General features: G+C 37.9%; 24 protein-coding genes. All 24 read right to left on the bottom strand.

Going from position 1 to position 24,367, the window contains the following annotated elements; genetic code table 11:
• Positions 1 to 196: 196 nt before the first annotated feature.
• Positions 197 to 322, bottom strand: a complete 126-nt coding sequence (locus ACQKN4_RS00615) for a hypothetical protein (protein ID WP_276207733.1) — start codon at positions 320 to 322, stop codon at positions 197 to 199.
• A gap of 304 nt (positions 323 to 626) precedes the next feature.
• The gene (locus tag ACQKN4_RS00610) at positions 627 to 1,910 is read right to left on the bottom strand and encodes a methyl-accepting chemotaxis protein (protein WP_079559401.1); all 1,284 of its coding nucleotides are present in this window, start codon (positions 1,908 to 1,910) and stop codon (positions 627 to 629) included.
• 8 nt (positions 1,911 to 1,918) lie between these two features.
• A complete protein-coding gene (locus tag ACQKN4_RS00605) occupies positions 1,919 to 2,359 on the bottom strand; it encodes a low molecular weight protein arginine phosphatase (RefSeq protein ID WP_427481670.1) in 441 nt (146 codons plus the stop codon).
• 24 nt (positions 2,360 to 2,383) lie between these two features.
• On the bottom strand, positions 2,384 to 2,881 hold the full coding sequence (locus ACQKN4_RS00600; RefSeq protein WP_079559399.1) for a manganese efflux pump MntP family protein: 498 nt from the start codon (positions 2,879 to 2,881) through the stop codon (positions 2,384 to 2,386).
• Positions 2,882 to 3,139: 258 nt separating this feature from the next.
• The gene (locus ACQKN4_RS00595; protein WP_427481669.1) at positions 3,140 to 4,174 is read right to left on the bottom strand and encodes an L-threonylcarbamoyladenylate synthase; all 1,035 of its coding nucleotides are present in this window, start codon (positions 4,172 to 4,174) and stop codon (positions 3,140 to 3,142) included.
• A gap of 101 nt (positions 4,175 to 4,275) precedes the next feature.
• Positions 4,276 to 4,875 carry a stage II sporulation protein R gene (locus tag ACQKN4_RS00590; RefSeq protein WP_427481667.1) on the bottom strand — a complete coding sequence of 200 codons (600 nt, stop codon included), beginning with the start codon at positions 4,873 to 4,875 and terminating at the stop codon, positions 4,276 to 4,278.
• 44 nt (positions 4,876 to 4,919) lie between these two features.
• The gene (gene prmC, locus ACQKN4_RS00585) at positions 4,920 to 5,780 is read right to left on the bottom strand and encodes a peptide chain release factor N(5)-glutamine methyltransferase (protein ID WP_079559396.1); all 861 of its coding nucleotides are present in this window, start codon (positions 5,778 to 5,780) and stop codon (positions 4,920 to 4,922) included.
• A complete protein-coding gene (gene prfA / locus ACQKN4_RS00580; protein ID WP_079559395.1) occupies positions 5,767 to 6,843 on the bottom strand; it encodes a peptide chain release factor 1 in 1,077 nt (358 codons plus the stop codon). Before prfA ends, prmC begins: the two co-directional genes overlap by 14 nt.
• 192 nt (positions 6,844 to 7,035) lie before the next feature.
• Positions 7,036 to 7,608, bottom strand: a complete 573-nt coding sequence (locus ACQKN4_RS00575) for a thymidine kinase (protein WP_197139666.1) — start codon at positions 7,606 to 7,608, stop codon at positions 7,036 to 7,038.
• Between the two features lie 237 nt (positions 7,609 to 7,845).
• Positions 7,846 to 8,049, bottom strand: coding sequence for a 50S ribosomal protein L31 (gene rpmE / locus ACQKN4_RS00570; RefSeq protein ID WP_010857976.1), 204 nt, complete (start codon positions 8,047 to 8,049; stop codon positions 7,846 to 7,848).
• 157 nt (positions 8,050 to 8,206) lie between these two features.
• Positions 8,207 to 9,013, bottom strand: coding sequence for a hypothetical protein (locus ACQKN4_RS00565; protein WP_427481665.1), 807 nt, complete (start codon positions 9,011 to 9,013; stop codon positions 8,207 to 8,209).
• Between the two features lie 421 nt (positions 9,014 to 9,434).
• Positions 9,435 to 10,484 carry an NAD(P)/FAD-dependent oxidoreductase gene (locus ACQKN4_RS00560; protein WP_079559802.1) on the bottom strand — a complete coding sequence of 350 codons (1,050 nt, stop codon included), beginning with the start codon at positions 10,482 to 10,484 and terminating at the stop codon, positions 9,435 to 9,437.
• 24 nt (positions 10,485 to 10,508) lie between these two features.
• Positions 10,509 to 11,453, bottom strand: coding sequence for an ABC transporter substrate-binding protein (locus ACQKN4_RS00555; protein WP_427481664.1), 945 nt, complete (start codon positions 11,451 to 11,453; stop codon positions 10,509 to 10,511).
• Positions 11,454 to 11,483: 30 nt separating this feature from the next.
• Complete coding sequence (locus tag ACQKN4_RS00550) at positions 11,484 to 12,518, bottom strand: FecCD family ABC transporter permease (protein WP_079559391.1); 1,035 nt, start codon at positions 12,516 to 12,518, stop codon at positions 11,484 to 11,486.
• The gene (locus tag ACQKN4_RS00545) at positions 12,515 to 13,567 is read right to left on the bottom strand and encodes a FecCD family ABC transporter permease (protein WP_079559390.1); all 1,053 of its coding nucleotides are present in this window, start codon (positions 13,565 to 13,567) and stop codon (positions 12,515 to 12,517) included. The genes ACQKN4_RS00550 and ACQKN4_RS00545 overlap by 4 nt, the downstream gene beginning before the upstream one ends.
• 44 nt (positions 13,568 to 13,611) lie before the next feature.
• Positions 13,612 to 14,406 carry an ABC transporter ATP-binding protein gene (locus tag ACQKN4_RS00540; RefSeq protein WP_079559389.1) on the bottom strand — a complete coding sequence of 265 codons (795 nt, stop codon included), beginning with the start codon at positions 14,404 to 14,406 and terminating at the stop codon, positions 13,612 to 13,614.
• A 76-nt stretch (positions 14,407 to 14,482) separates the two neighbouring features.
• The gene (locus ACQKN4_RS00535) at positions 14,483 to 16,207 is read right to left on the bottom strand and encodes an ABC transporter ATP-binding protein (protein WP_427481660.1); all 1,725 of its coding nucleotides are present in this window, start codon (positions 16,205 to 16,207) and stop codon (positions 14,483 to 14,485) included.
• 95 nt (positions 16,208 to 16,302) lie between these two features.
• Positions 16,303 to 18,210 carry an AraC family transcriptional regulator gene (locus ACQKN4_RS00530; RefSeq protein WP_427481658.1) on the bottom strand — a complete coding sequence of 636 codons (1,908 nt, stop codon included), beginning with the start codon at positions 18,208 to 18,210 and terminating at the stop codon, positions 16,303 to 16,305.
• A gap of 125 nt (positions 18,211 to 18,335) precedes the next feature.
• Positions 18,336 to 19,619, bottom strand: a complete 1,284-nt coding sequence (gene rho, locus ACQKN4_RS00525) for a transcription termination factor Rho (protein ID WP_049668004.1) — start codon at positions 19,617 to 19,619, stop codon at positions 18,336 to 18,338.
• A gap of 332 nt (positions 19,620 to 19,951) precedes the next feature.
• On the bottom strand, positions 19,952 to 20,911 hold the full coding sequence (gene glpX, locus ACQKN4_RS00520; RefSeq protein WP_079559386.1) for a class II fructose-bisphosphatase: 960 nt from the start codon (positions 20,909 to 20,911) through the stop codon (positions 19,952 to 19,954).
• A 95-nt stretch (positions 20,912 to 21,006) separates the two neighbouring features.
• Entirely contained in the window at positions 21,007 to 22,293 is a 1,287-nt protein-coding gene (locus ACQKN4_RS00515; RefSeq protein WP_079559385.1) for a UDP-N-acetylglucosamine 1-carboxyvinyltransferase, read from the bottom strand.
• 62 nt (positions 22,294 to 22,355) lie between these two features.
• Entirely contained in the window at positions 22,356 to 23,006 is a 651-nt protein-coding gene (gene fsa, locus ACQKN4_RS00510; protein ID WP_079559384.1) for a fructose-6-phosphate aldolase, read from the bottom strand.
• Between the two features lie 255 nt (positions 23,007 to 23,261).
• Positions 23,262 to 24,116 carry a class II fructose-bisphosphate aldolase gene (locus ACQKN4_RS00505; RefSeq protein ID WP_079559383.1) on the bottom strand — a complete coding sequence of 285 codons (855 nt, stop codon included), beginning with the start codon at positions 24,114 to 24,116 and terminating at the stop codon, positions 23,262 to 23,264.
• 44 nt (positions 24,117 to 24,160) lie between these two features.
• A partial coding sequence (locus ACQKN4_RS00500; protein ID WP_427481655.1) for a hypothetical protein occupies positions 24,161 to 24,367 on the bottom strand: 207 nt, incomplete at its 5' end.

The raw sequence follows: 24,367 nt of genomic DNA, 5'->3' as shown, positions 1-24,367 counted from the left end.
GAACGGTTCTGTGAGTAGATGTGGGTGTGGGGCGGTGGGGGCGGCGGGGGCGGTGGAGCGTGGCGGGGCGTGGATTCTTTTTAGGTTGAAGCTCTATCTGGCGTTTTGACGGTTCTATCCACGAATTTCGGCTTTCTATCCACGATTTTGACGATTCTATCCACGATTTTGACGATTCTATCCACGATTTTGCGGTTTATCCGTCGGTACTGCCCTTCTTTCCATCATCACTTGGCCGACTTTCCTTCGCTTCAGCTTTTCTTTCCGTCGCTCTCCTCTCTTTATCCGTCGTTTCCGCTGTTTTATCCGTCGGTACTGCCACTCCTTCCGTCGCTTGGCCGACTTTCCTTCGCTCACGCTTTGCTTTCCGTCGCTCTGCTCTCTTTATCCGTCACTTCCGCTGTTCTATCCGTCGGTACTGCCATTCCTTCCGTCGCTTGGCCGACTATCCTTCGCTCACGCTTTGCTTTCCGCCGCTTTTCCCTCTCTATCCTGCGCTCCCGCCCGTCGGCACCGCTCTTCATTCCTTCACTCTCCTCTCCAAAGCCACCACACACAAACCAACAAAAAAACTGTAGCAAACTCAAATCTCATCTGAGTTTATCTACAGTCTATTATCTTCGCATTTAGGCTTGTCTATCGAATTGTTGAATCATTTTGTGGAGTTCTTCTGATTGTTTCTTTAGGCCTTCTGCTAGTTTTTCTACTTGCTCAATGGCGTATGCTTGTTCTTCTGCTGCGCTGCGTACTTCTTGTGCGCCGGCTGACGTTTCTTCTGCGATGGCTGCCACTTCTTGGGATTGACGGGCAGTTGTTTCGATGTTGTGCATTTGTTGTTCGATTAATGAAGAAATTTCTACAATTGCTGTTGCCATTTCGTGTACGCTTGAAGACATGCCTTCTACGGCTGTTGTCGTTTCTGATACACGGGCAGCTTCTTTTGTCGCGAATGTCACTTGCTGATTCATTTGTTTGACTACAACCTCAACGTTTTGTTGCATTGACTGGATAAGGGTTGTAATGCCTTGTACTGCTTTCGCACTTTCATCCGCTAAGCTACGAACTTCTTCTGCTACAACCGCAAAACCTTTTCCATGTTCTCCAGCACGCGCTGCCTCAATGGAAGCATTTAACGCTAGTAAATTTGTTTGTGCAGCTATATCGCCAACTAAGCTAATGATGCGTTCTACCTGTCCAGCGTTTTCCTCTAGAAGATGAATGCTTTCTAATGCCTCATTATTGCCAGCTGCAATTTGTTGAATGCTATTTACTAACGTTTCGATCGCATTTGTTGTTGTCGTTAAATTATGTAGAATCTCTTTGGATTGCGTTGCTGATGCTTCTGCTCTACTATTGACTTCTGTAGCGAGGGCTCGTACATCTTCAATTGCTTCGGCTGTATCTTGGACTGCCGTTGCAGATGTCTCTGCACCAGAAGAAATATGCTTTACTGTAGAAGCGATATTCTCTGCTTTTTTTGTTGCAATAGCAGCTTCATCAGATAGTTGGATAATTGTTTGATTAGTTTGCTGGAAGTTACTATCTATACTTTCCACCATTCCTCTTAAGTTTAACACCATTTGTTGGAATGCCTCTGCGACAGAACGAATTTCATCACTTGTTTTCGGCATTTCTACATCCTGTCCAATTTTTCCTTCTGCTACTCGGGAAGCTGAATTTTCGAGTTGCTGTAAAGGCTTAATTAAGATTACACTGAAAACTGCAGCCAATATGCCTGACCATACTATCCCTGACACATAAGTAAAAATTTCAAACAGTTTACGATTGATTTCTGGGAAAAAGGTAGGTTGTAAATATTCGATAAATATAAAACTAATACTGTAAGTGATTAGTGCAAGAAAACTAACAAATAATACTAGTTTAAATCGTAAACCAAACTGCTTTTTCATAGCGACCCTCAATTCTCTTCAATTTTTTTTACTAATCGTTCTACTAATGTTGTTAATTCTGCAAATGTTTCTTTATAAATTCCTATACTACCACCGTAAGGATCTACAACATTTCCACCACTAACTTCGCTTGTATATTCTTTTAAAGTAAAAACTTTTTGTTCAGCATTTGGGAAATTAGCAATAATTGTATCTTTATGAGCTGTTGTCATTGTTAAAATTAGATCGGCCCACTCCATTTCAGTTATTGATAATTGTGTTGCTAAATGCTGATGCGTCATATTTGCTTCATATAATACTTGTTGTGCATGTGCAGACATTTCTGCATTTGGCATCGCATAAATGCCCGCCGAACGAGCTTCTACATTGTCCAATTGTTTATGTTTTAAAATAACCTCTGCCATAGGACTGCGACAAGTATTCCCGGTGCAAACAAATAGTATTTTCATACTTATCACCCTCCATTGATTTTTCTATTGCCGGATAGCAAGGAAGCCCATAATAATGAAAAATATCCCTGTTATTATTTGTAATTTATTTCCAAATAACGTCTGACTTTTACGGGCAATGACCAATGACCCATAAGAGCAAATAAGTGCACTGACACCCGCACTTATAATAAATACCATTTTCTCTAAGTTTAGCATACCAAATGAAACACTTACTGAAAAGGTATCTAGGCTTGCGGTCACGGCTAAAAGTATTGGTGAAATTGTAACTTTTTCATCTTTCCGCGAAAATAATAGCAAATGTAAGCCCATACAAAATAATAGAATACTTGATATCCATTGTCCCCACTCTAAGAGGAAACGCATTAAATAGCTTCCTAATTCGAAGCCTAATAGCGGGAAAAGCATATGCAAAGCAGCTGTCCATACTGATAAAAAAAATCGATACTTAACATTTGGCAGTAATACATATAAGCCAATCACATCTACAGACGTTATTATACCCGCAAGAATTCCCTGCAAGAAAGCACTCCTTCGCTCTCTAATATTTTATCATTTTATGCTCGAAAATACAGTATTATCATAATACAATTTCCTTACAATATGGTGCTAAAAGTCACTCTAACAAAAAAACAATCGGCTACCACTATAGTAAAAACTCGCTATACTTTCTACAAACATAGCTCAAGTACAAAAGTCTAAGTAGATACCCCCACTGATTAATACAAAAAAATAGTATGCCAGAGTTACCTCTAACATACTATTTTCTAGGTAGTTTATTTACGGAGTATACCATTTTCCGCCAGCCGCTTTCTCAAGTCGATTCATAATTGCAGCTCCTACTCCTTCAGTCGATGTAGTAGTCGCTAGGATTATTGTAGCCGCTGTTTTATCGCAAGCTCTTAGGGCATGATACAATGCCGCACCCATCTCTTCTTTACTACCAGCTTCTCCTACTGAGAAATAATAATCAGCCTTGCTGTCAACAAAACTAGCTGGTGCAAGTAACGCTACTTTATGTCCTTGTTTTTGTAATTGATGTACAGCCTCATGAACTTTTTTTAAATCACAATCGATTAATAGCACAGGAGCATTAGGTGCATAGTGTGTATATTTCATCCCAGGGGCTTTCGGAGTAGTCTCTAATTTCTGCTCTGTTTTTGAAGGTTGCAGTACTGGACCGATTTTAGCCTCTAACATTTCTTTTGTAATTCCACCTGGACGCAAAATTACTGGAGGTTCGTGTGTAACATCTAACACTGTGGATTCGAGCCCGATCCCAGTAGTACCTCCATCTAAAATATAAGGTATGTACCCTTCCAAATCATCCTGAACATGTATAGCTTCTGTAGGACTCGGCTTCCCACTACGATTAGCACTCGGCGCAGCAAGTGGCTTTTTTAATTGTTGCAGTAAGTCGAGTGCAACTGGATGATCCGGCATTCGAATGCCGACCGTCGTAAGACCAGCTGTCACACTGTTTGCCAACACATTTGACTTTACAGGCATAACAAGTGTCAGTGGGCCTGGCCAAAATAAATCCATGCATTTTTTTGATACTTCTGAAATATGCTCTATATAGAGTTCAACTTCCTCTTTCGTGCCAATGTGGACAATTAGCGGATTGTCTGAAGGACGACCTTTTGCTTCAAATATCTTTTTGACCGCTGTATCATTTGTTGCAACAGCTCCAAGCCCATAAACCGTTTCTGTTGGAAATGCCACGACCTCACCTGCATTTAAGATATCCACAGCCTGCGCATAACTTGTCTGACTATTCACATTTCTATCCACAATTTTGCAAACGGTTTCCATAATTAAAACCTTCCTTCAAATATTCGTTTTTACTGAATTATCCACATAATGTTTATAACTTATTAAAAATTGTGCATAAGTTATCTGAATTTGTGAACAATTCATTCAAAAAAACCTTTAATCCATTCCCATATAAAAAATGTAACTGGTTCCTTTTCTTCTTTTATTTCTTCTTTTTGTTCATCTTTATCGGGCTCACAAATCGATGGAAATATGCTACACCACCAGTTATCACCACGTGCATCACCGATTTTCACGACAATCGATTGATACAAATTTTGTGGATAAAGTACTGCGTTATGTCTCTTTGGTGGAAATAAGTTATCCCCAATTACAACTTGTGTATGAAGCTGTGGATAATTCTTTTTAATTTCTGCTTCAATTTCTTGTTTTAATGAAATTATTTGCTCGTTATCCACAGTTTTAGCTCCAGCACTAGCAACTACTTGCTTAAAATACGGCTTTAAATTTTGGACAAGCTGTTCCTTTTCAAGCTGATCCTGTGTCGTATTACTATTAGCAATCACGCGTATACGAAAATCATTTTCTTGCTCTTGATTGCTAGCTTCTTTCGCAAAACCTACTAATGATGGAATATATAAAATACATAATTGCAAAGAAATCGCAATTACTACTAATCTTGCAAAAGCTAAAAAGATATTTTGTTTTGGTAATCTAATAATCTTGTATTCGTTTAACATAAAAATCCCTCCTTGCTCCACATTGTGGGCAAGAAGTAGATACTTTATACATGAATTTCACAAAAAATCATTCGGGGCTTACCGTTTATATCTTTTTCTATCGAAACTGTAGCCTGCGGAAAACTATTTTTAAAGAATTGAGCGACCTGCTCTCCTTGTGTATATCCGATTTCAAGACCAATGAGGGCTGGTTTTTTCATAAGGGGTGGAAGCTGTTCAGCCAATTTTCTATATAAAATGAGTCCGTCTTCTTCTGCAAAAAGAGCACTATGTGGTTCATGCTCTAGCACAGTATTTGACATCTCTTTTGCTTCATCAAAAGCAATATACGGTGGATTCGATAAAACGATATCAAATTTCTCACCTGACAGAGGTTTCGTTAAATCTCCTAGTCGAAAATCAATATCCGCCGCTAATCTTTGTGCATTTTTTTGTGCTGTAGATAAAGCAGCCTCAGATAAATCAGTGGCTACGACTGTTAGCTCTGGACATTCCAGTTTCATAGACAGGGCAATTGCACCACTACCTGTACCGATATCTGCAAGCTTCAAGTTTTGATTTTTAAATATTTTGTTCATACGATTGATCGTTCCAAGCACTAATTCTTCGGTTTCCGGTCTAGGAATAAGTACTGATTCATCGACAATAAATGAACGGCCGTAAAATTCCTCACTACCGATGCAATACTGTACAGGTCGTCCACTCGCATGCTCTTCGATGAGTTCTTTAAATTTCTCTTGTTGCTCAGCTGTTAATGCATCTTGAAGGTGTAACATTACTTCTGAATAGCTAGTGCCAAGTATATGCTGCATGACAATACGTGCCGCTGTTTCCTCACGACCATTATCCACTAAAAAAGAAGAAGCCCATTGAAGGGCCTCCATCACATTATTATAGGTCATCATTTAATCGCTCTAACTTCGATGCTTGCTCTTCTAAAATGAGCGTATCAATGATTTCGTCTAGTCTACCTTCGACGATTTGATCTAGCTTTTGAATCGTTAAACCAATACGGTGGTCTGTCACTCGGTTTTGCGGATAATTGTATGTGCGAATACGCTCAGAGCGATCGCCTGAACCTACAGCTGATTTACGTGTAGCATCGATTTCCTTTTGTGCTTCTTGCAAATACATATCAGCAACACGAGCACGTAGAATTTTCATTGCCTTTTCACGGTTTTTAATTTGTGATCGTTCGTCCTGCATCGATACAACAACACCTGTCGGTAAGTGGGTCATACGCACAGCTGACATCGTTGTATTTACCGATTGACCACCAGCACCAGAAGATGCAAATGTATCCACTCGGATATCTTTCTCATGAATATCCACATCTACTTCTTCAACTTCAGGTAAACAAGCTACTGTCGCTGTCGATGTATGAATACGCCCTTGAGATTCTGTTGCAGGTACACGTTGTACACGGTGTGCGCCATTTTCAAATTTGAATTTTGAATATGCGCCTTGACCGTTAATCATAAAAATAACTTCTTTATAGCCGCCCATTGGGTTTGGCGTCGCTTCCATTATGTCAATTTTCCAGCCTTGTGTCTCTGCATAACGAGAGTACATACGGAATAAATCACCTGCGAAAATATTCGCTTCGTCTCCACCAGCTGCCCCGCGAATCTCCATAATAACGTTTTTATTATCATTAGGATCTTTTGGAATTAATAGAATACGTAAACGTTCTTCTAACTCTTCTTGCTGTTCTTTTAGAAGATTGAATTCTTCTTTCACCATTTCATGCATATCAGGATCTTTTTCATTATCTAGCATCTCACGTGTATCAGCTAATTGCTCTTTTACACTTTTATATTCACGATATGCATCTACAGTTTCCTGGATATCTGATTGTTCTTTAGAATATTCACGTAATTTTTTATTATCATTTACAATATCAGGATCACTTAAAAGCTCTGTTAACCTTTCGTAACGATCCTCTACTGCTTGTAATCGATCGAACATGGATTTCACCTCTATTTAGTTTTTTATAAAGTTTGCTCTGTTAACTGTCGCAAAAAAGAGAAACTCTACATTAGCATTACGCTAAGTGCGTAAAGATTTTTTATAAACATTTATTATTTCCACTACTTAGTATAAGGAATTCTTCGCATGTATGCTACTTTTTCCTCGTTCCAGCAACTGGAGCAATTTGCCTTATAGCGGCGGATGCGCGTGACATTTACGACACACTGGATAGTAGGAATCATTCCCACCAATTTGAATTTGATCACCTGTATAAACAGGCTTTCGACTTTCATCAACACGTAAATTCATTGTCGCTTTTTTATGACAGAACCAGCAAATCGTTTTCATTTCCTCAATTTTATCTGCATATGTAAGCATGTACTGACTGCCTTCAAAGAGCTCATTTTGGAAATCGTTTTTTAGACCGAAGCCCATAACTGGAATATCTAACTCATCTACGATATATGCTAACTGCAAAACATGTTCTTTTTTTAGAAATTGTACTTCATCAACAAGTACACAGTATGGTTTTACAGCATTGTTTTTTACTAGCTCAAAAATATTTGTATCATCATTAACAGGAATGGCTTGTTGACGCAAGCCTACTCGACTTGAGATAAAGCCTACTTCATCTCGCGTATCTATGCCTGGTGTAAACATCATTACAGGTTTTTGTTGTTCTTCATAGTTATGCGCAACTTTTAAAATTTCTATGGATTTACCACTGTTCATTGCACCGTGTTTAAAATATAGCTGTGCCATTTTGTCTTCTCCCTTTCTTCATGTCGAGCTGGATACTGAAAAGACTCGCATCAACGTATTTCTTTAACTTCTTTCAGTAGTTGTTTCCCACCTCTGTCGGGGCGAGATGAATGCGGATTAAAGGCGTTCTTTGTGCAAGCACAAAAGCCGCTTGCAGACGCAATTATGCCGAGGCATATGTGATTATACTGAAAAAAATACCTGCCAAGCACATGCTTGGCAGGTATTAAACTAACATTAGTTTTTAAGACCGTATTTTTTGTTGAAACGATCCACGCGACCATCAGCAGACGCGAATTTTTGACGGCCAGTATAGAATGGGTGACAGTCGTTGCAGAACTCGACAACGATGTTTTCTTTTACTGAACCAGTTTTGAAAGTATTACCACAAGAGCAAGTTACTGTTGCTTCTTTGTAATCTGGATGAATTCCTTGTTTCATATTCGTTTTCTCCTCTCGCCCTGAACCATCTGGAACAGAGTATTATCGAACTGTACCTTACATAGCCCGAATATGTCGGCTACATATGTACACGTTGCATACTTTGCAATATTACCATATGAAATATACATTTGACAATAGTTTTGAATGTATTCAGTTATTTAAAAAATTTAAACACTTCTCCGATTGCAGAGTCTATCATAAATGAGAAAACAATCGAAGATAAAATACATGTTACTACTAAATAGAAAACGAAACCGTAAAAACTATCAATGTTTTTAGATTTATTACTTAACAACTTAATCATGACAAATATAGGGATAATACCAATAGCTAACGCAAATCCAATGTATATCATCGTTGTTGAATACGAGAATGATTTCAACAATCCTAATAAAATACTTAAAACCATAATAGCTATAGGTAGTGTATAATAGTTTCCTATTTTACTAATAACATTTGTAAAACTTAGACTTTCCGAAAATAGTTTTGCCGTTAAAAATATAGCAAAGATACTTATTGCTATTAGTAAAGAAATGAATAACGACATGTAAAAAAATACTTGAAAGAAGGATGGACCAATGCTTTCAAAGAAACCAAATCCTCCGGAAAAGATTTGTTTTATTAATGTGAATACTGATAATGCAGTTAATACAACATAGATAATCATACTAATAATACTATTTTTCCAAGTAGCTTCTACATTAAAATTTGCGGATGGCATTTTTAATTGTTCTACAAAATAATTAACGTATAATTTAGATTGCTTTTTAATTAATTCAATTTGCTCATTACTTTGCGTAGTTCTCTGAGCAGTCTGCGTAAATTGTGAGTTTGGTTGTTCATCACTCATGCTATGCGTTGTTGCCGCTCGTTCTTGTGCAGCATTTTCAATCGGAGCTCCACATTTCCCACAAAATCTTCCGTCATCCTGCGCATGACCACATTCTAAACAGTTTTTCATATGTACACCTCATTAAAATTTTGTCTTTTTCGTTTGTAAGACGAAAAGACATATTTCTTTTTAGCTCGATTGCAACTTTACTACAGTATGTACAAAACAATACTTCCTCACTATTTTGCTCCCCGTAATTTGTGCAAAATCCCACTAATAATACCCATTACCTATATATTATAACAAAATTATACAACAAAAAATTGTAAAATAACAGATTTGGTTACTATATTTATTCAACCTTAGATGAATACTTTGCAGATTTATCGGAACAAAATCTCATTTTATCGGAACAATTTCAACTTTTATAGGAATATTTTCTCGTTTTATCGGATCAATCTTAGCTTTTATCGGAATAACTTCAGTTTAATTCACATTATGGTAAAAAAAATCACCATCAACTATTGCTAGTCGATGGTGATTTATTGAGTTAACCGCGTACTTCACGATAGTCATTATCCACTAATCCTATTTTTTTATTTCGTTCTTTGAATCGAATATTATGGGAAGACACGTACGCCACTTTTGGTGCGTCCGGCTCTAAATAAAGCTTTGCACTATTCAATGCTAAAATACCATCCGTAAATGCACCTGCTATTAATCTCACCTTAGAAGGATGATCTACGAAATCTCCTGCACCATAAACACCTTCTATATTTGTTTCGCGCTTTTCATTGACAATAGCTACTCCGTCTTGAATATCTAGGCCCCACTTTTCAAGTGCGCCATAATCACATTTTAAGCCATGATTAACGATGACTGCATCCACTTCTAATTGTTCGGCTTCGTCTGTTTCTTTATTGGCGATTGACACGGACTGTATTAAATCACCATCACCATGCAATTGCACCACTTCGTAAGGTGTTTTTATAGATACAGAGGATTCGCGCATTTTTATAACATTTTTTTCATGACCACCAAATTCATCACGTCGATGAACAATTGTTACACTAGCCGCAATTGGCTCTAGCTCATTTGCCCAATCTACAGCAGAATTACCACCACCAGAAATTAAAACATGCTTATTACGGAAAATTTCTAATTCCTGTACTGTGTAATATAAATTTGTCACCTCATAGCGATCTACTCCAGCTATCTCGAGCTTTTGCATAGAAAGTACACCGTATCCAACTGCTAAAATGACCGTTTTCGAATAGTGTTTCTCGCCTGTTGAGGACGTTAATATAAATGTACCATCACTCTGCTTTTCTAATTTTTCAACTTTTTGATTTAATACTATCGTTGGATCAAATGTTTTTGCCTGTTCAACTAGTTGTTCAATTAGCTGTCCACCTAATATTGGTGTCACAGCACCAACATCCCAAATCATCTTTTCAGGATAAATTAACATTCGACCACCAAGTTGAGAGCTATATTCTATAATTTTTGTCTTTAAATCGCGCATCCCACTATAAAAAGATGTATAAAGACCTGCGGGTCCCCCACCAACAATCGTTACATCATACATTTCTATCGTCATATTCGGCATTCCTCATTTCACCTTTTATTTTTCACTCTTTTTCTTTTCTAACAGCATATTTGTCACTTCTTCTACTTGGGCAAGTACAGCAACCGGGTCAAACGCCCAAAATCTTTCTGCATCTAAATAAAATACATTGTTATTTTTCACTGCATCCATTGACTTCCACAAAGAATCTTCTCTGTTTAGCTCCGCACCATTCGATTCATCTAAGAAAATATAATCTCCCGCATATTCAGGTAATACTTCATAAGAGACTTGCTTGTACGTTTCCCCAGTGTCAATTAACTCCTTTTGAGTACTTTGGGGTGCTTTTAGTTGCAATTGCTTATATATTGCTTGCCCACCACGATAAATACCATCACCGTATAAATAAAAATCTTTGCTGTATGCTCCAAAAATAGAATACGTTTCATTTGGATCTAAAACTTCTGCTAACTTTTCACGATTTTCTGATACTTTCTCTGCAAACATTTTCAGCCAAGCTTCTCCTTCAGCTTGTTTTCCTAAAATTTCAGCGAGCCCTTTTACTTCTTCTTCCACACTACGGTAGGTTTCATAGGGCAAAACAACAGTCGGTGCTATTTTGGATAACTTTTCATACGATTCTGCATCCGCTTCAGCTGTAATAATTAAATCTGGATTCAATGCTAAAATAGATTCAACTGCACTTTCCCCTGTATTTTCTATAGCATCAATTTGATCTTGAATGTGGACATTATCTAAATCTCGTTGTGTCGCACCTACTGGCTTTACCCCTAATAGTAATGAAGTTGGCAAATATGCATCCACTACAAGTCGCTCAACTTTTGTAGGAATTTCTATTTCTCCATTAATAGTTGATATCTTTTTTGTCGTTGCTTCTGTCTCTGCTTTAGGATCACCATTCACTGATGTCTCGTCATTGCTACTACATCCCACAAGCATAAATGCTACTATAATTAAAAATATAGTTCTTTTTTTCATCATTTCACTCCTCAGAAATTGAAACACTCCCTTTTATTCCTTTAAACGTGCTAATAAATATAAGAAATATGGTGCTCCTAAAACTGCTACAACAATCCCTGCTGGAATTTCTGATGGCTCTAAGATTAAGCGGCCGATTGTATCGGCCATTAAAACTAATAATCCCCCTAAGAGTGCGGCGGCTGGCAGTAAAAACTGATGTTTAGCCCCAACGAGCTGACGTGCCAAATGTGGAGCAATTAATCCAACAAATCCAATCCCCCCACTTACTGACACACTTGCCCCAGCTAATCCTACAGAAGCCGCAAGAAGCCAGCGACGCTCCCTTTCAATAGAAGCTCCCAAACCGACTGCTGTTATTTCTCCTAGATTTATAACGTTCAATACGCGGGATTTTGAATACACAAATGGTAGTAAAATTAGTAACCATGGCAATAAAGATACTACGAATCTCCAATTTGATCCCCAAATACTACCTGCTAGCCACGTTGCAACGAATTGATAATTTTCAGGTGTTAAACGCAGCGTCAGCACAATCATCGCTGAGCTAATACCCGCTGCTACTGCAATCCCTGTTAATAGTAATCGCATTGGGGTAATTCCTTCATGACGTCGATAAGAGAGTATATAAATTAAAACAGCTGTCATCCCTGATCCTACAAATGCTAACACTGGCAGTAAAAATACAGGTGCTGCTTTAGTAGATGGAAAAAATGAAATATAAAGCATAACTGCAAGTCCAGCTCCTGCATTTATACCCAAAATGCCTGGGTCAGCTAGAGCATTTTTAGAAATGCCTTGTAAAATAGCCCCTGAAACTGCTAAGCCCATCCCCACCAAAACTGCAATAACAATACGAGGTAGCCTAAATTCAAATAAAATAAGTTGCTGTTGGGCATCGCCCTGACCAAAAAGTGTTCGAATAACCTCCATTGGTGTTAGCTTTATAACCCCTGTATTCATACTAATGACGAATGTGATGACTATTAATAAAGCTAGCGCACTTAGAATTAAGAAGTTTTTCTTTTTAGCTTTTTGTTGAGTTACTGTTAAAAAACTATTACTCATAGTTCTTTTCCTCCTTTACGGGCTATATAGAGGAAGAATGGAACTCCAATAAAGGCAATTAGCGCTCCAATTGGTGTTTCGTAAGGTGGATTGATCATCCTTGCAACAAGGTCAGCCAACACAACAAGTAATGCTCCATAAATTAATGAACACGAAATAATCCACCGATAATCGTGTCCAACTATGTATCTCATAAAATGCGGAACGATTAAGCCAACAAACCCGACTGCTCCTACGACTGATACTGCCGCTCCTGCCAACACTAAAACAATCACCATTCCCCATATTTTTACTACGTTAGTACGTTGCCCAAGTCCTACGGCAATTTCTTCACCTAAACTGAGTAATGTAATGGAACGTGATAAAATTAGAGCTCCAATCATTGCCGCCAGTATCCATGGCGATAATATTTGAAGATGATACCACTTTGTACCTGAAACACCTCCTGCATACCAGAAGGCTAAGTCTTGTCCAATACGATAATAAAGAGCAACACCTTCTCCTAGCGCACCTAGTAGAGCGCTTACAGCAGCACCTGCCAACACTAATCGCATTGGCGTTAGACCACCTTTTGACAGTGAACCTACGCCATAAACAATCGCAACACCTAAGCCCGCTCCAACAAATGACCATAAAACTATATACATGTACGATAAATTAGGGAAAAAAGCAAAGCAGATTGCTAGCATAAACGCGGCCCCAGAATTTAACCCTAATAATCCAGAATCCGCCAATGGATTGCGTGTCATACCTTGCATAATCGCACCTGCGACCGCAAAGCATCCACCTACTAATCCTGCGCCTAACACTCGTGGTAATCGAATATCATGTATAATTTGATGTGTTGTTACATCCGGTGAAAAATGAGTAATAGCTGTCCATACAGTACTCAATGATATATCTGCGGCACCAAATGAAATTGACAAACCGATTGCAAATATTAACCCTATCACCCCAACAATTAAAGCTACTACACCACGGACTGGATGAGATCGCTGTTGTAGTTCATCTAAATCTCTGAGCCCTCCTACTCCTGTCGACGTAGTCATACACTTCCTCCTTAATCCTTACGATTTCAATTCCCTACTTAACGCTATTCTTTCATGTCGTGCAGTTGGTAAGATAAGCAGATAGGATTTTTACTATATGGGCAGACAGCCATTTCTGCATCAATATTGAACACCTTTTGTAAATTTTGCTTTGTCATCACTTCATTTGGCTGACCATTCACAATTAATTGTCCGTCTCTCATTGCAATCATAAAGTGTGAAAAACGAGAAGCATGGTTCAAATCGTGTAATACCATCACAATCGTTCGTTTTTCCTCTTTATTTAGCTTTTGTAACAGTAATAAAATATCGAGCTGATGTGCTAAATCTAAATAAGTAGTAGGTTCATCAAGTACTAAAATATCTGTTCCTTGAGCTAATGCCATGGCAATCCATACTCGTTGACGTTGCCCACCGGATAGTGCCTCTATCGGACGGTCACTAAACTCTCTAAGGCCTGTAACATCTATAGCCCAATGAATATATTCATAATCTTCCTTGTGCAATGTACCAAACCCTGCTTGATGTGGAAAACGGCCATAGGATACTAGTTCAAAAACTGTTAATCCTCCTGGAGCTGTTGCTGTTTGAGGCAAAATCGCCATTCTTTTCGCCACTTCTTTTGTCTTTAATTGATGAATCGCTTTTCCATCTAAGTAAACTGCTCCATCTTGGGTCCGTAGTACACGCGCAACTGCCTTTAATAAGGTAGATTTGCCACAGCCGTTTGGACCAATAATCGTTGAGATTTGTCCTTTTGGAATTTCTACACTTAAATCATGTACAATGAGCGTCGAGGAGTAACCAATAGCCACACGATCTATTTCAAGAACTGACATATAACCCTTCCCTCCTTTTATTAATTTCGCCTTGGCGTCATTGCGCTGAGTGATGATAAAATGACAAATTACTAGCTTAGATTTGTAAGCCAAATTGCGCTGTATACAAACCATAATAAGCATTTTGTCTATCCATTAATTGCTCATGAGTACCTTCTTCTATAATTCCTTTTTTCGATACAACGACAATTCGATCAGCATCTTTTATCGTTGCTAAACGGTGTGCAATCACTAATGTTGTACGGCCTATTGCGAGCTCGTTTAAGGCTTGTTGAATTGCCTGCTCGGTTTCTGTATCCAAAGCAGACGTTGCTTCATCCAAAATCAATACTTTAGGATTTTTCAAGAATATACGTGCAATCGATAATCTTTGCTTCTGTCCGCCTGATAATTTCACGCCACGTTCACCAACTAATGTATCCATACCATCAGGTAGCGCTTTAATGACATCTGTAAGCTGCGCTCGCTGTGCAGCAAACCAAATATCTTCCTCACTCGCGTTTAAATCACCATAAGCAATGTTTTCTCGAATTGTGCCATCAAACAAAAAGACTTCCTGTTGAACAATTCCTATATGTGAACGTAATGATTGCAGCTTAAAATCTCGTATATCAATGCCATCGACTTTTATTGAACCTTCATTTACTTCATAAAAACGTGGTAATAAACTGCAGATGGTAGACTTCCCTGCACCAGATGGACCTACTAACGCAACCGTTTCACCAGGATGTACCTGTAAATTAATATGATGTAAGGCATGATTATTTTCAGAGTAACCAAACGATACATTAGTAAATGTAATTTCACCTTCAATTTCATCGATAGCTTTTGCCTCTGAACGATCTGCAATTTCAGGTGCTGTTTCTAGAAATTCAATGTATCTTCTAAACCCTGCCATTCCTTTCGGATAACTTTCAATAAACATATTAATTTTATTGATTGGGTTTAAGAGAATACCTGATAATAAAATAAATGCAATGAATTCACCATTTGTTAAATGGCCTTTTAAAACGAAATATGCACCTACAAATAGCGTGAATAATGACAAAATTTTTGTGAGAATGCCTGAAATCGCTTCATTCCAAGCCATTACTTTATAGGAAAAAAGTTTTGTCATTCGAAATCTTTCATTGTTTACTTTAAAGCGCTTAATCTCATGCTCTTCATTCGTAAAGGCTTGTACAACACGAATACCACTTACATTGTTTTCAACACGTGCATTAAAATCTGCAATATCCCCAAACATTTGACGGAATGCTTTGGACATTAACTTCCCAAAAATAATCGTTAAAATTAAGATGATTGGAACTAGTAGGAAAATTAGTATTGTAAAGGTTGGATCAATGTAAAACATAACTCCGAATGTACCTACAATCGTCATTGCAGCAATAAACATATCCTCTGGTCCATGATGCGCAAGTTCACCAATGTCCATTAAATCATTCGTCAATCTTGAAACTAGATGTCCTGTTTTATTGTTATCGAAATAACGAAACGAAAGCTTTTGAACGTGACTAAATGCTTCCCTTCTCATATTCGTCTCAATATTGATACCTAACATATGTCCCCAATACGAAACGATAAAATGTAAAATAGAATTAAAAATATATAAAACGAATAATAATAAACTAGCCATAATAATCCACTTCAGTTCACCGTCTGGTAGAATATCATCAATCACCTTATTTAATACGATTGGAAATGCTAATTCGATAAGGGCTACTAGTATGGCACAGGAAAAATCTAAAATAAATAATCCTTTATAGGGCTTGTAATATGAAAAAAAACGCTGTAATAACATTGAGGAAGCCTCCTATTATCAATATCATTCATAGTATTCTAGTAAATAAGCTACCCAATCATACACAGGTAGCTCACATTACTTTGTACTATTTATTACTTTTGTTGAACCTTTGTAAACTCTACTATTTTGTCAGCAAGGTCTTCGGCTTGATGTAATCCTGAGAGTGGATCAGAAGCAAAATAATATTCTGGTTCTAATTCTATTGTTTTATTATTTTTGACAACATCGAGATTTTTCCAAGTGGAAGGGAATTTCTCTTCTTTATTAAAGAAATTAATAACAAAAACATAATCCCCAACATAGTCTCCTACCACTTCATAGGAAATTTCATAACGCCCACCTGTAGATTCTTTCGTATCGAAAAGCTCCTGTACCTTTTCCTGAGGCTTCATATTAAGTATTTGATAAAGTGCTCTACCACCTGACACACTTGAATTCCCTACAACTGTTGCATTTTTTTCGAATACATCATAAATAGTAAAAGTAGCTCCTTCTGGGATAACATTATTTATTTTTTCCTGTGCTTGCGCTATACGTTTCTCAAAATCTTGAACAAATGCGTTAGCTTCGTCCTGACGACCTAAATATTCTCCCATCGCTTTAACTTCATCGGTAGCCGATTTATGTGCTGTTTCCGAAAATACAATAGTTGGTGCAATCTTTTCATATTTTTCTACATCTTCTTTATTCCATGTAATGATTAAATCTGGCTTTAATTCTAAGATCTTTTCTAATGATGCACTCCCATCTGTACCAATATTGGAAATATCACCTTCCTTGTAATACGATTTTAAAAATGCTGCAAAGTCTAAATTAGCTGTCACTGCTCCTACTGGGATAACATCCAACGCTAGAATTTGTCCAAGATACCAGTCTGTCACTACCCGTTCTGCTTTTACTGGAATCTCTACTTGTCGTCCACTATCATCTGTCACAGTTCTAGTCTTTACTTCTTCTGACTTAGGTTCATTCTCTTTATGTTCAACAGATTGCTTTGTATCTTCTCCACATGCTGCAAGTAAAACGAACAAACTTAGCAAAAATGGTATTTTTACATGCCTACTTATTTTTTTCATCATTATGTTATTTTCCTCATTTTCAAATTGTTTTGCTTGCGCGAGCTGTTTCTTATTGTATTGAAAATGATTCTCATTTGTAATGGCGATTTCGGACAAGTTTGATGTATATTTCAGCCTAAAATTACTTGGTGCCATATTTGTTGCCTTTTTAAAAACCCGACTAAAATAATATTCATCTTCAAATCCAAGCGAAATAGCTATTTCTTTTATGCCATATTGATTTTCTACCAAGTAATGCTTAGCCTTTTCTATTCTTAGCTGCTGTAAATAAATTTGTGGACCTACTTCATAACGAGCCTTAAAAATACGTAATAAATGACGTGCACTTATGTTAAGTAAATCAGCAAGTGCCTGTATGGATAAAGATTCATGTATGTTTTGCTCTATATACAGACGTGCTGCTTCTGCCCTATCAATGTCGTGCGATTCCCCCTGCCCCTCAGCCAGTTCTCGAAAAACACGATAGACGAACTCATAAAAGGATGCTTTCACTGATAAATGCTCTTGAATAGAGCCCGACTGCCATTTGCTGTACATATCTTGCAAAATTGTATGTAAGGCTACTGGATTTGCAGGTATACAAGAGAAAGTCGTTTGGAATGGCTGATATTGTATCTGTAAATGTTGCATAAAAGCATCTTTGTAAATGACATCTCCTTTATAAGAGATAAGGAAGTAGCTAATGCTATTTGGTGCCGTAATATGAAGGGATTTGGACTTTCCAATATGGAAAATACTAAAGCGCTGTACATGATAAGGTTGGTCATCAATGACAATTTCTGCATCTCCTGCTGTCATGACAAGGAATGCGCTATTTTTTAAAACCTTTGTCATTCGAACATCGGTATTACTAACATAGTCAATTTGCTTTAACTGGATATTTGCATTTTGCCATAGAAGCATATAAGCATCATAATTCATTTCCGTCTCCTTTTAAAAATAGAATTATATGGAACTATTATATTGATAATGATTCTCAATTTCAATTATTTTTGATTAAATAAAAAAATCACCATCGACTATTGCTAGTCAATGGTGATTCATGATTATAGTAGGCCTTTGCCTTTAGTAGCTTTTTTCATATCTTCATTTAGCTTTTCAAAGAATTCTTCATTTGATTTTGTTGTACGTAATTTTTTCATGAAGCGCTCCGCGAAATCAGGTGCGTCCGAGAATGTTTTACGAATTGCCCATAGCTTTTCAAGTTGCTCAGGCTCAAGTAGAAGCTCTTCCTTACGTGTACCTGAACGGCGGATATCAAGCGCAGGGAAAATACGACGCTCTGCTAATTGGCGATCAAGATGAAGCTCTAGGTTACCTGTTCCTTTAAATTCTTCATAAATGACCTCATCCATACGAGATCCTGTATCCACTAATGCAGTTGCTAAAATTGTTAAACTACCGCCTTCTTCAATATTACGTGCCGAACCAAAGAATCGTTTTGGTCGATGGAACGCAGCAGGGTCAATACCACCTGAAAGCGTACGACCGCTCGGAGGAATAACTAAGTTATACGCTCGTGCTAAACGTGTAATAGAATCCATTAAAATAATAACATCACGCTTATGCTCAACTAAGCGGCGTGCACGTTCTAATACAATTTCTGCAACTTTCACATGATTTTCTGGAACCTCATCGAAAGTCGAGCTCACTACATCAGCATTTACTGAACGTTCAATATCAGTTACTTCCTCAGGGCGTTCGTCAATTAGTAATACAATTAACTCTGCATCTGGATAATTTGTTGTAATCGAATTCGCGATTTCTTTTAATAATGACGTTTTCCCTGCTTTTGGTGGTGCAACGATCAATCCACGCTGCCCAAAGCCTACAGGTGCCACTAAATCCATAATACGTGTCGATAAATTGCGTTGTGTAGTTTCAAGCTTAATTTGTCGATCAGGATATAAAGGCGTTAATGCAGGGAAATGCACACGTTCTTTAGCTACTTCTGGGTCTTCACCGTTAACAGCGTCTACTTGTAGTAGTCCATAATAGCGTTCATTTTCTTTAGGTGGACGTACTTTACCAGATACCTTGTCCCCATTTCGTAGGTCAAAACGACGAATCTGAGAAGCAGAAATATAGATATCCTCTTTACTTGGAGAGTAGTTAATTGGTCGAAGGAAGCCAAAGCCTTCTTGCGAAACAATTTCTAGTACGCCTTCCATAAAGAAATAGCCTTCTTGCTCCGAACGAGTTTTCAAAATAGCAAATATTAATTCTTTTTTCGTTAGCTTGCTATAATATGAAATTTTATATTGGCGTGCTAGGGCATAAAGCTCCTTTAACGTCATGTTTTCTAATTGAGCGATTGTCAATGCAGACATGTGCACAACTCCAGTCTTTTTCAAAATATAATTTTCATTTTTGGGGTTATCATAGAAGTTTTTTGTGATAGGCCTATATCACCTTGGCATAATTGTTACACTTTACTTTCAATACAATAGCATTTTGCTACATGAAGATAAAGTTAATCTTTTCGTACCTGTCAGCATTTTCAGTTGTTCGTTAGAAATTAAGCAGGGCGATAGATACTTCAATTTATTAGGCAAAACATTGAAGCATAACATAGCCTTATAAAACTATGGGATGGTTGAAAATTTAGAAGAAGGTACCTAGTGCAAAAAAAGATGCACTAGGTATATTTTAGAAGAAAATTTTATTTATAGCTAGGTTTTTTATCAAGAGCGTGACGACCTTCTACAAATCGTACAGTTCCAGATTTAGCTCGCATAACTACTGAATGTGTTAATGCGTAGGCTCCTTTATACTGAACACCTTTTAATAGCTCACAATCTGTTACAGCAGTCGCTGCAAAAATAGCATCGTCACCTTTAACTAGGTCATCTAAATAAAGAACTTTTTCTACGTCTACACCCATTTTTTCGCAGCGTTCTAACTGTTCAGCATCTTCTGGCACTAGCTTCGCTTGGAAGTCTCCACCTAGACATTTTAAAGCAACAGCTGAAATAACACCCTCTGGTGCACCACCTGTACCAAACATAATATCAATGCCAGTTTCATCAAAAGCAGTATTGATAGCTGCTCCAACATCACCGTCTTGAATAAATTTAATACGTGCTCCAGCTTCTCGGATTTCATCAACAATTGCTTGGTGACGTGGTCGATCTAAAAGTGTAGCTACTACGTCCGAAATATCTTTATTTTTAGCTTTCGCTACTTGTAATAAATTATACGTAACAGAAGCGTTAATATCTACTTTACCAGCCGCTTCTGGTCCTACTGCAATTTTCTCCATGTACATATCAGGCGCGTTTAACAGATTCCCTTTATCTGCAATAGCAAGAACTGTCATTGCACCATTTGTACCCTTCGCTACAATATTTGTACCTTCTAATGGGTCAACTGCAATATCTACTTTAGGACCACCATTGCGTAAGCCAAGCTCTTCACCAATATAAAGCATTGGTGCTTCATCCATTTCGCCTTCACCAATCACTACTGTAGCATGCATTGGAATTGTATCGAACATTACGCGCATCGCTGTCGTTGCTGCATCATCTGCCTCAATTTTTAAACCGCGGCCCATCCATTTCCCGGATGCGATTGCTGCTGCCTCTGTTACTCGTACTACTTCCATCGATAAACTACGTTCCATTGTCTTATTTGCCTCCCGTTATCGGCATGTTTCTTCGCCGAAACATTCAAATTACCTCTATTGTAACATAGTTAGTTCAAAACTTTTAGCTCTCATTATTCCTTTGTCTCTGCTACGCGTGCCATTATTGTTTCACGTCGAATATCAGCGCCTAAATCACGTAATTTCTCAATAAGTGAGCTATACCCACGCTCAATATGATAGATATCGTGAATTTCTGTTTCACCTTCAGCTAAAAGCCCTGCTAATACTAATGCAGCACCAGCACGAAGGTCTGTAGCTGTTACAGTTGAACCTTGTAGTTTATTAGGGCCTGTAATAATAGCTGTATTTCCTTCAACGCGTGCAATGGCATTCATACGACGAAGTTCATCAATATGCTTAAATCGAGCTGAATAAATCGTATCTGTTATCTTTGAGGAACCAAATGCTTGAGACATTAATACAGAAAGTGGTTGCTGAATATCAGTCGGGAACCCTGGATACACTAATGTTTTCACATCAACGGCCTGCAATGTGGATAGGTCCGTTTTGGGTACAAAAATACTTTCTTCATCAATTTCGATTTTTACACCCATTTCACGAAGCTTTGCAATAATCGCCTCTAAATGCAATGGAATAACATTATCGATGGTAATGCCTTCACCTAAAGCGGCAGCCATTATCATAAACGTAGCAGCTTCAATACGATCTGGAATAATCGTATGCTCCGTACCATGAAGCTCCTCTACGCCTTCAATACGGATAACACTAGTACCCGCACCTTTAATATTAGCTCCCATGTTAGTGAGAAGAGTTGCTACATCAATAATCTCTGGTTCTTTTGCTGCATTTTCAATAACCGTACGTCCTTTTGCAAGAACAGCAGCTAACATAATATTAATGGTTGCTCCCACACTGGCAACGTCTAAAAATATTTTGGCACCAATTAATTCATCAGCACGTAAATAAATCGCTCCATGCTCATTCGTAACTTTCGCACCCAATGCCTCAAAGCCTTTAATATGTTGGTCAATAGGACGCGGCCCTAAGAAGCAGCCTCCCGGTAAACCAATCACAGCTTTTTTAAAGCGACCAAGCATGGCTCCCATTAAGTAATAGGAAGCACGAAGTTTTTTCACGTTGCCGTTCGGTAATGGTAAAGCAATCATTTCCGTTGGATCAATTGTCATTATGCCATCCTCAAATGACACTTCTCCACCGATTTCCTCTAATAATGCCTTTAACGTCCACGCATCAGAAATTTCTGGTAACCCTCCAATTGTCACTGGAGAGTTCGCCAAAATTGATGCTGGAATTAAGGCGACTGCACTATTTTTTGCACCACTAACTTTTATTGTACCCTGTAGGCGATTTTCGCCTGTAATTTTATAAACATCCATTTTGCGTTCTCCCTCATGATTGGAAAGTAATTTTTCTGCAATTGGCTCACTATATAATCTTATTATTCGCCTTTTCTCTTATTCCAATCCGCTAAAAATCCTTCAATTCCTTTTTCCGTTAGTGGATGATTGAAAAGTTGCTTTAATACTTTAAATGGAGTAGTCGAAATATGTGCACCTGCAAGTGCTGCAGCTGTTACGTGTTGCGGATGACGAATTGATGCAGCAATAATTTGCGTATCGATATTATGGATTGTAAAAATATCTGCAATCGTTTCAATTAGTTCTACACCGTTTTGACCCATATCATCTAAACGACCGATAAATGGTGATACATATGTAGCACCTGCACGAGCAGCCATTAATGCTTGGTTGGCACTAAAAATTAATGTTACGTTCGTTTTAATACCTTTGTCTGCAAAGAAGCGACATGCCTCTAAACCAGCTGGAGTCATTGGCAGTTTAACTGTAATATTCGGAGCAATTTCAGCCAATTCTAAGCCTTCTTTAATCATACCTGCTGCATCTAGAGAGATTACTTCCCCACTCACTGAGCCATCTACAAGCTCTGAGATTTCACGAAGTCGATCATGGAAAGAAACATTCTCTTCTTTTGCAACTAATGATGGGTTTGTTGTAACACCTGATAAAATACCCCATGCGTGTGCTTCTTTAATCTCTTCAAAGTTTGCTGTATCTATAAAAAATTTCATTATTTTTTCCTCCTAATCACTATTTTGACTCATCATCCTACTTGAAGTTGATTTCCGTTCTGACTGGGCGCTTTCTTAGGACCCATCAGTTGGAACGGCAATCAATTTACTATACCACTTTTGGTGATAAGCCTATTATTTAAATTTTTGCCAAAAATTTTTTATTTCAAAAACAAGAGAAGGTCGATAACAACATCAACACTTCTCTTATTATGTGTATTCATCTCTGTTTTTTTTGCGTATTAGATACTAAAATTATGCTTTTTGTGCACTACCAAATTCACGGATTTTCCCAATAACTGTCGCTTTAATCGCTTCACGTGCTGGTGCAAGGAATTTACGAGGATCATAAACAACTTTATCGTTATCAAGAACTTCACGAATTACTTTTGTAGCAGCAATTTGATTTTCAGTATTGACGTTAATTTTTGCTGTACCTAATGAAATTGAGCGTTGAATATCTTTTGTTGGGATACCTGTACCACCATGTAATACTAATGGAAGGTCTGCTAAGTTTGAGATTTCTTCCATTTCTTTAAAGCCTAAGTTTGGTTCTCCTTTATAAGGACCATGTACAGAGCCAAGTGCTGGTGCTAAACAGTCGATATCAGTCATTTCAACCATTTTACGGCATTCTTCTGGATCAGCGTACATAATACCACCGATTACGCCATCCTCGTCACCACCTACTGTGCCAAGCTCAGCTTCAACAGAAACACCTTTCGAATGAGCGTACTCAACTACTTTTGAAGTAGTCGCAACATTTTCCTCAAATGGATGATGAGAAGCATCGATCATTACAGAAGTAAAGCCTGCATCAATAGCTTCTTTACATTTTTCAAAGCTTGAACCATGGTCAAGGTGAATAGCTACAGGTACCGTAGTGCCATAAGATTCCATTAAACCTTTTACCATGTGTACAACGGAAATAAATCCGCCCATATATTTTCCTGCACCTTCAGAAACGCCTAGAATAACTGGAGATTTTTCCTCTTCAGCTGCTTGTAAAATTGCTTGAGTCCACTCAAGGTTGTTGATGTTGAACTGACCAACCGCATAACCTTCTGCTTTTGCTTTAATTAACATCTCTTTCATAGATACTAATGCCATACTAAAAATCCTCCTCTTAGGACTATTCTTTCTACATAAATATGCTATTTAATCATAGCAAAAATAACAGCCCCTGAAAAGCAGGGGCTGTTATTTTCTACGCGAAAGCGAAGCGGCAGCGTCCAACCGTAGTGCAGTTGAACGAAACGAAGGTTAGCCCCTGAAAAGCAGGGGCTGTTATTTTCTACGCGAAAGCGAAGCGGCAGCGTCCAACCGTAGTGCAGTTGAACGAAACGAAGGTTAGCCCCTGA

The sequence above is a fragment of the Lysinibacillus sp. NPDC093692 genome (assembly GCF_050280125.1).
Classification (GTDB): Bacteria; Bacillota; Bacilli; order Bacillales_A; family Planococcaceae; genus Lysinibacillus.
Note: the sequence above shows the minus strand (reverse complement) of the source record. Positions and strands in the feature narration are given on the sequence as shown.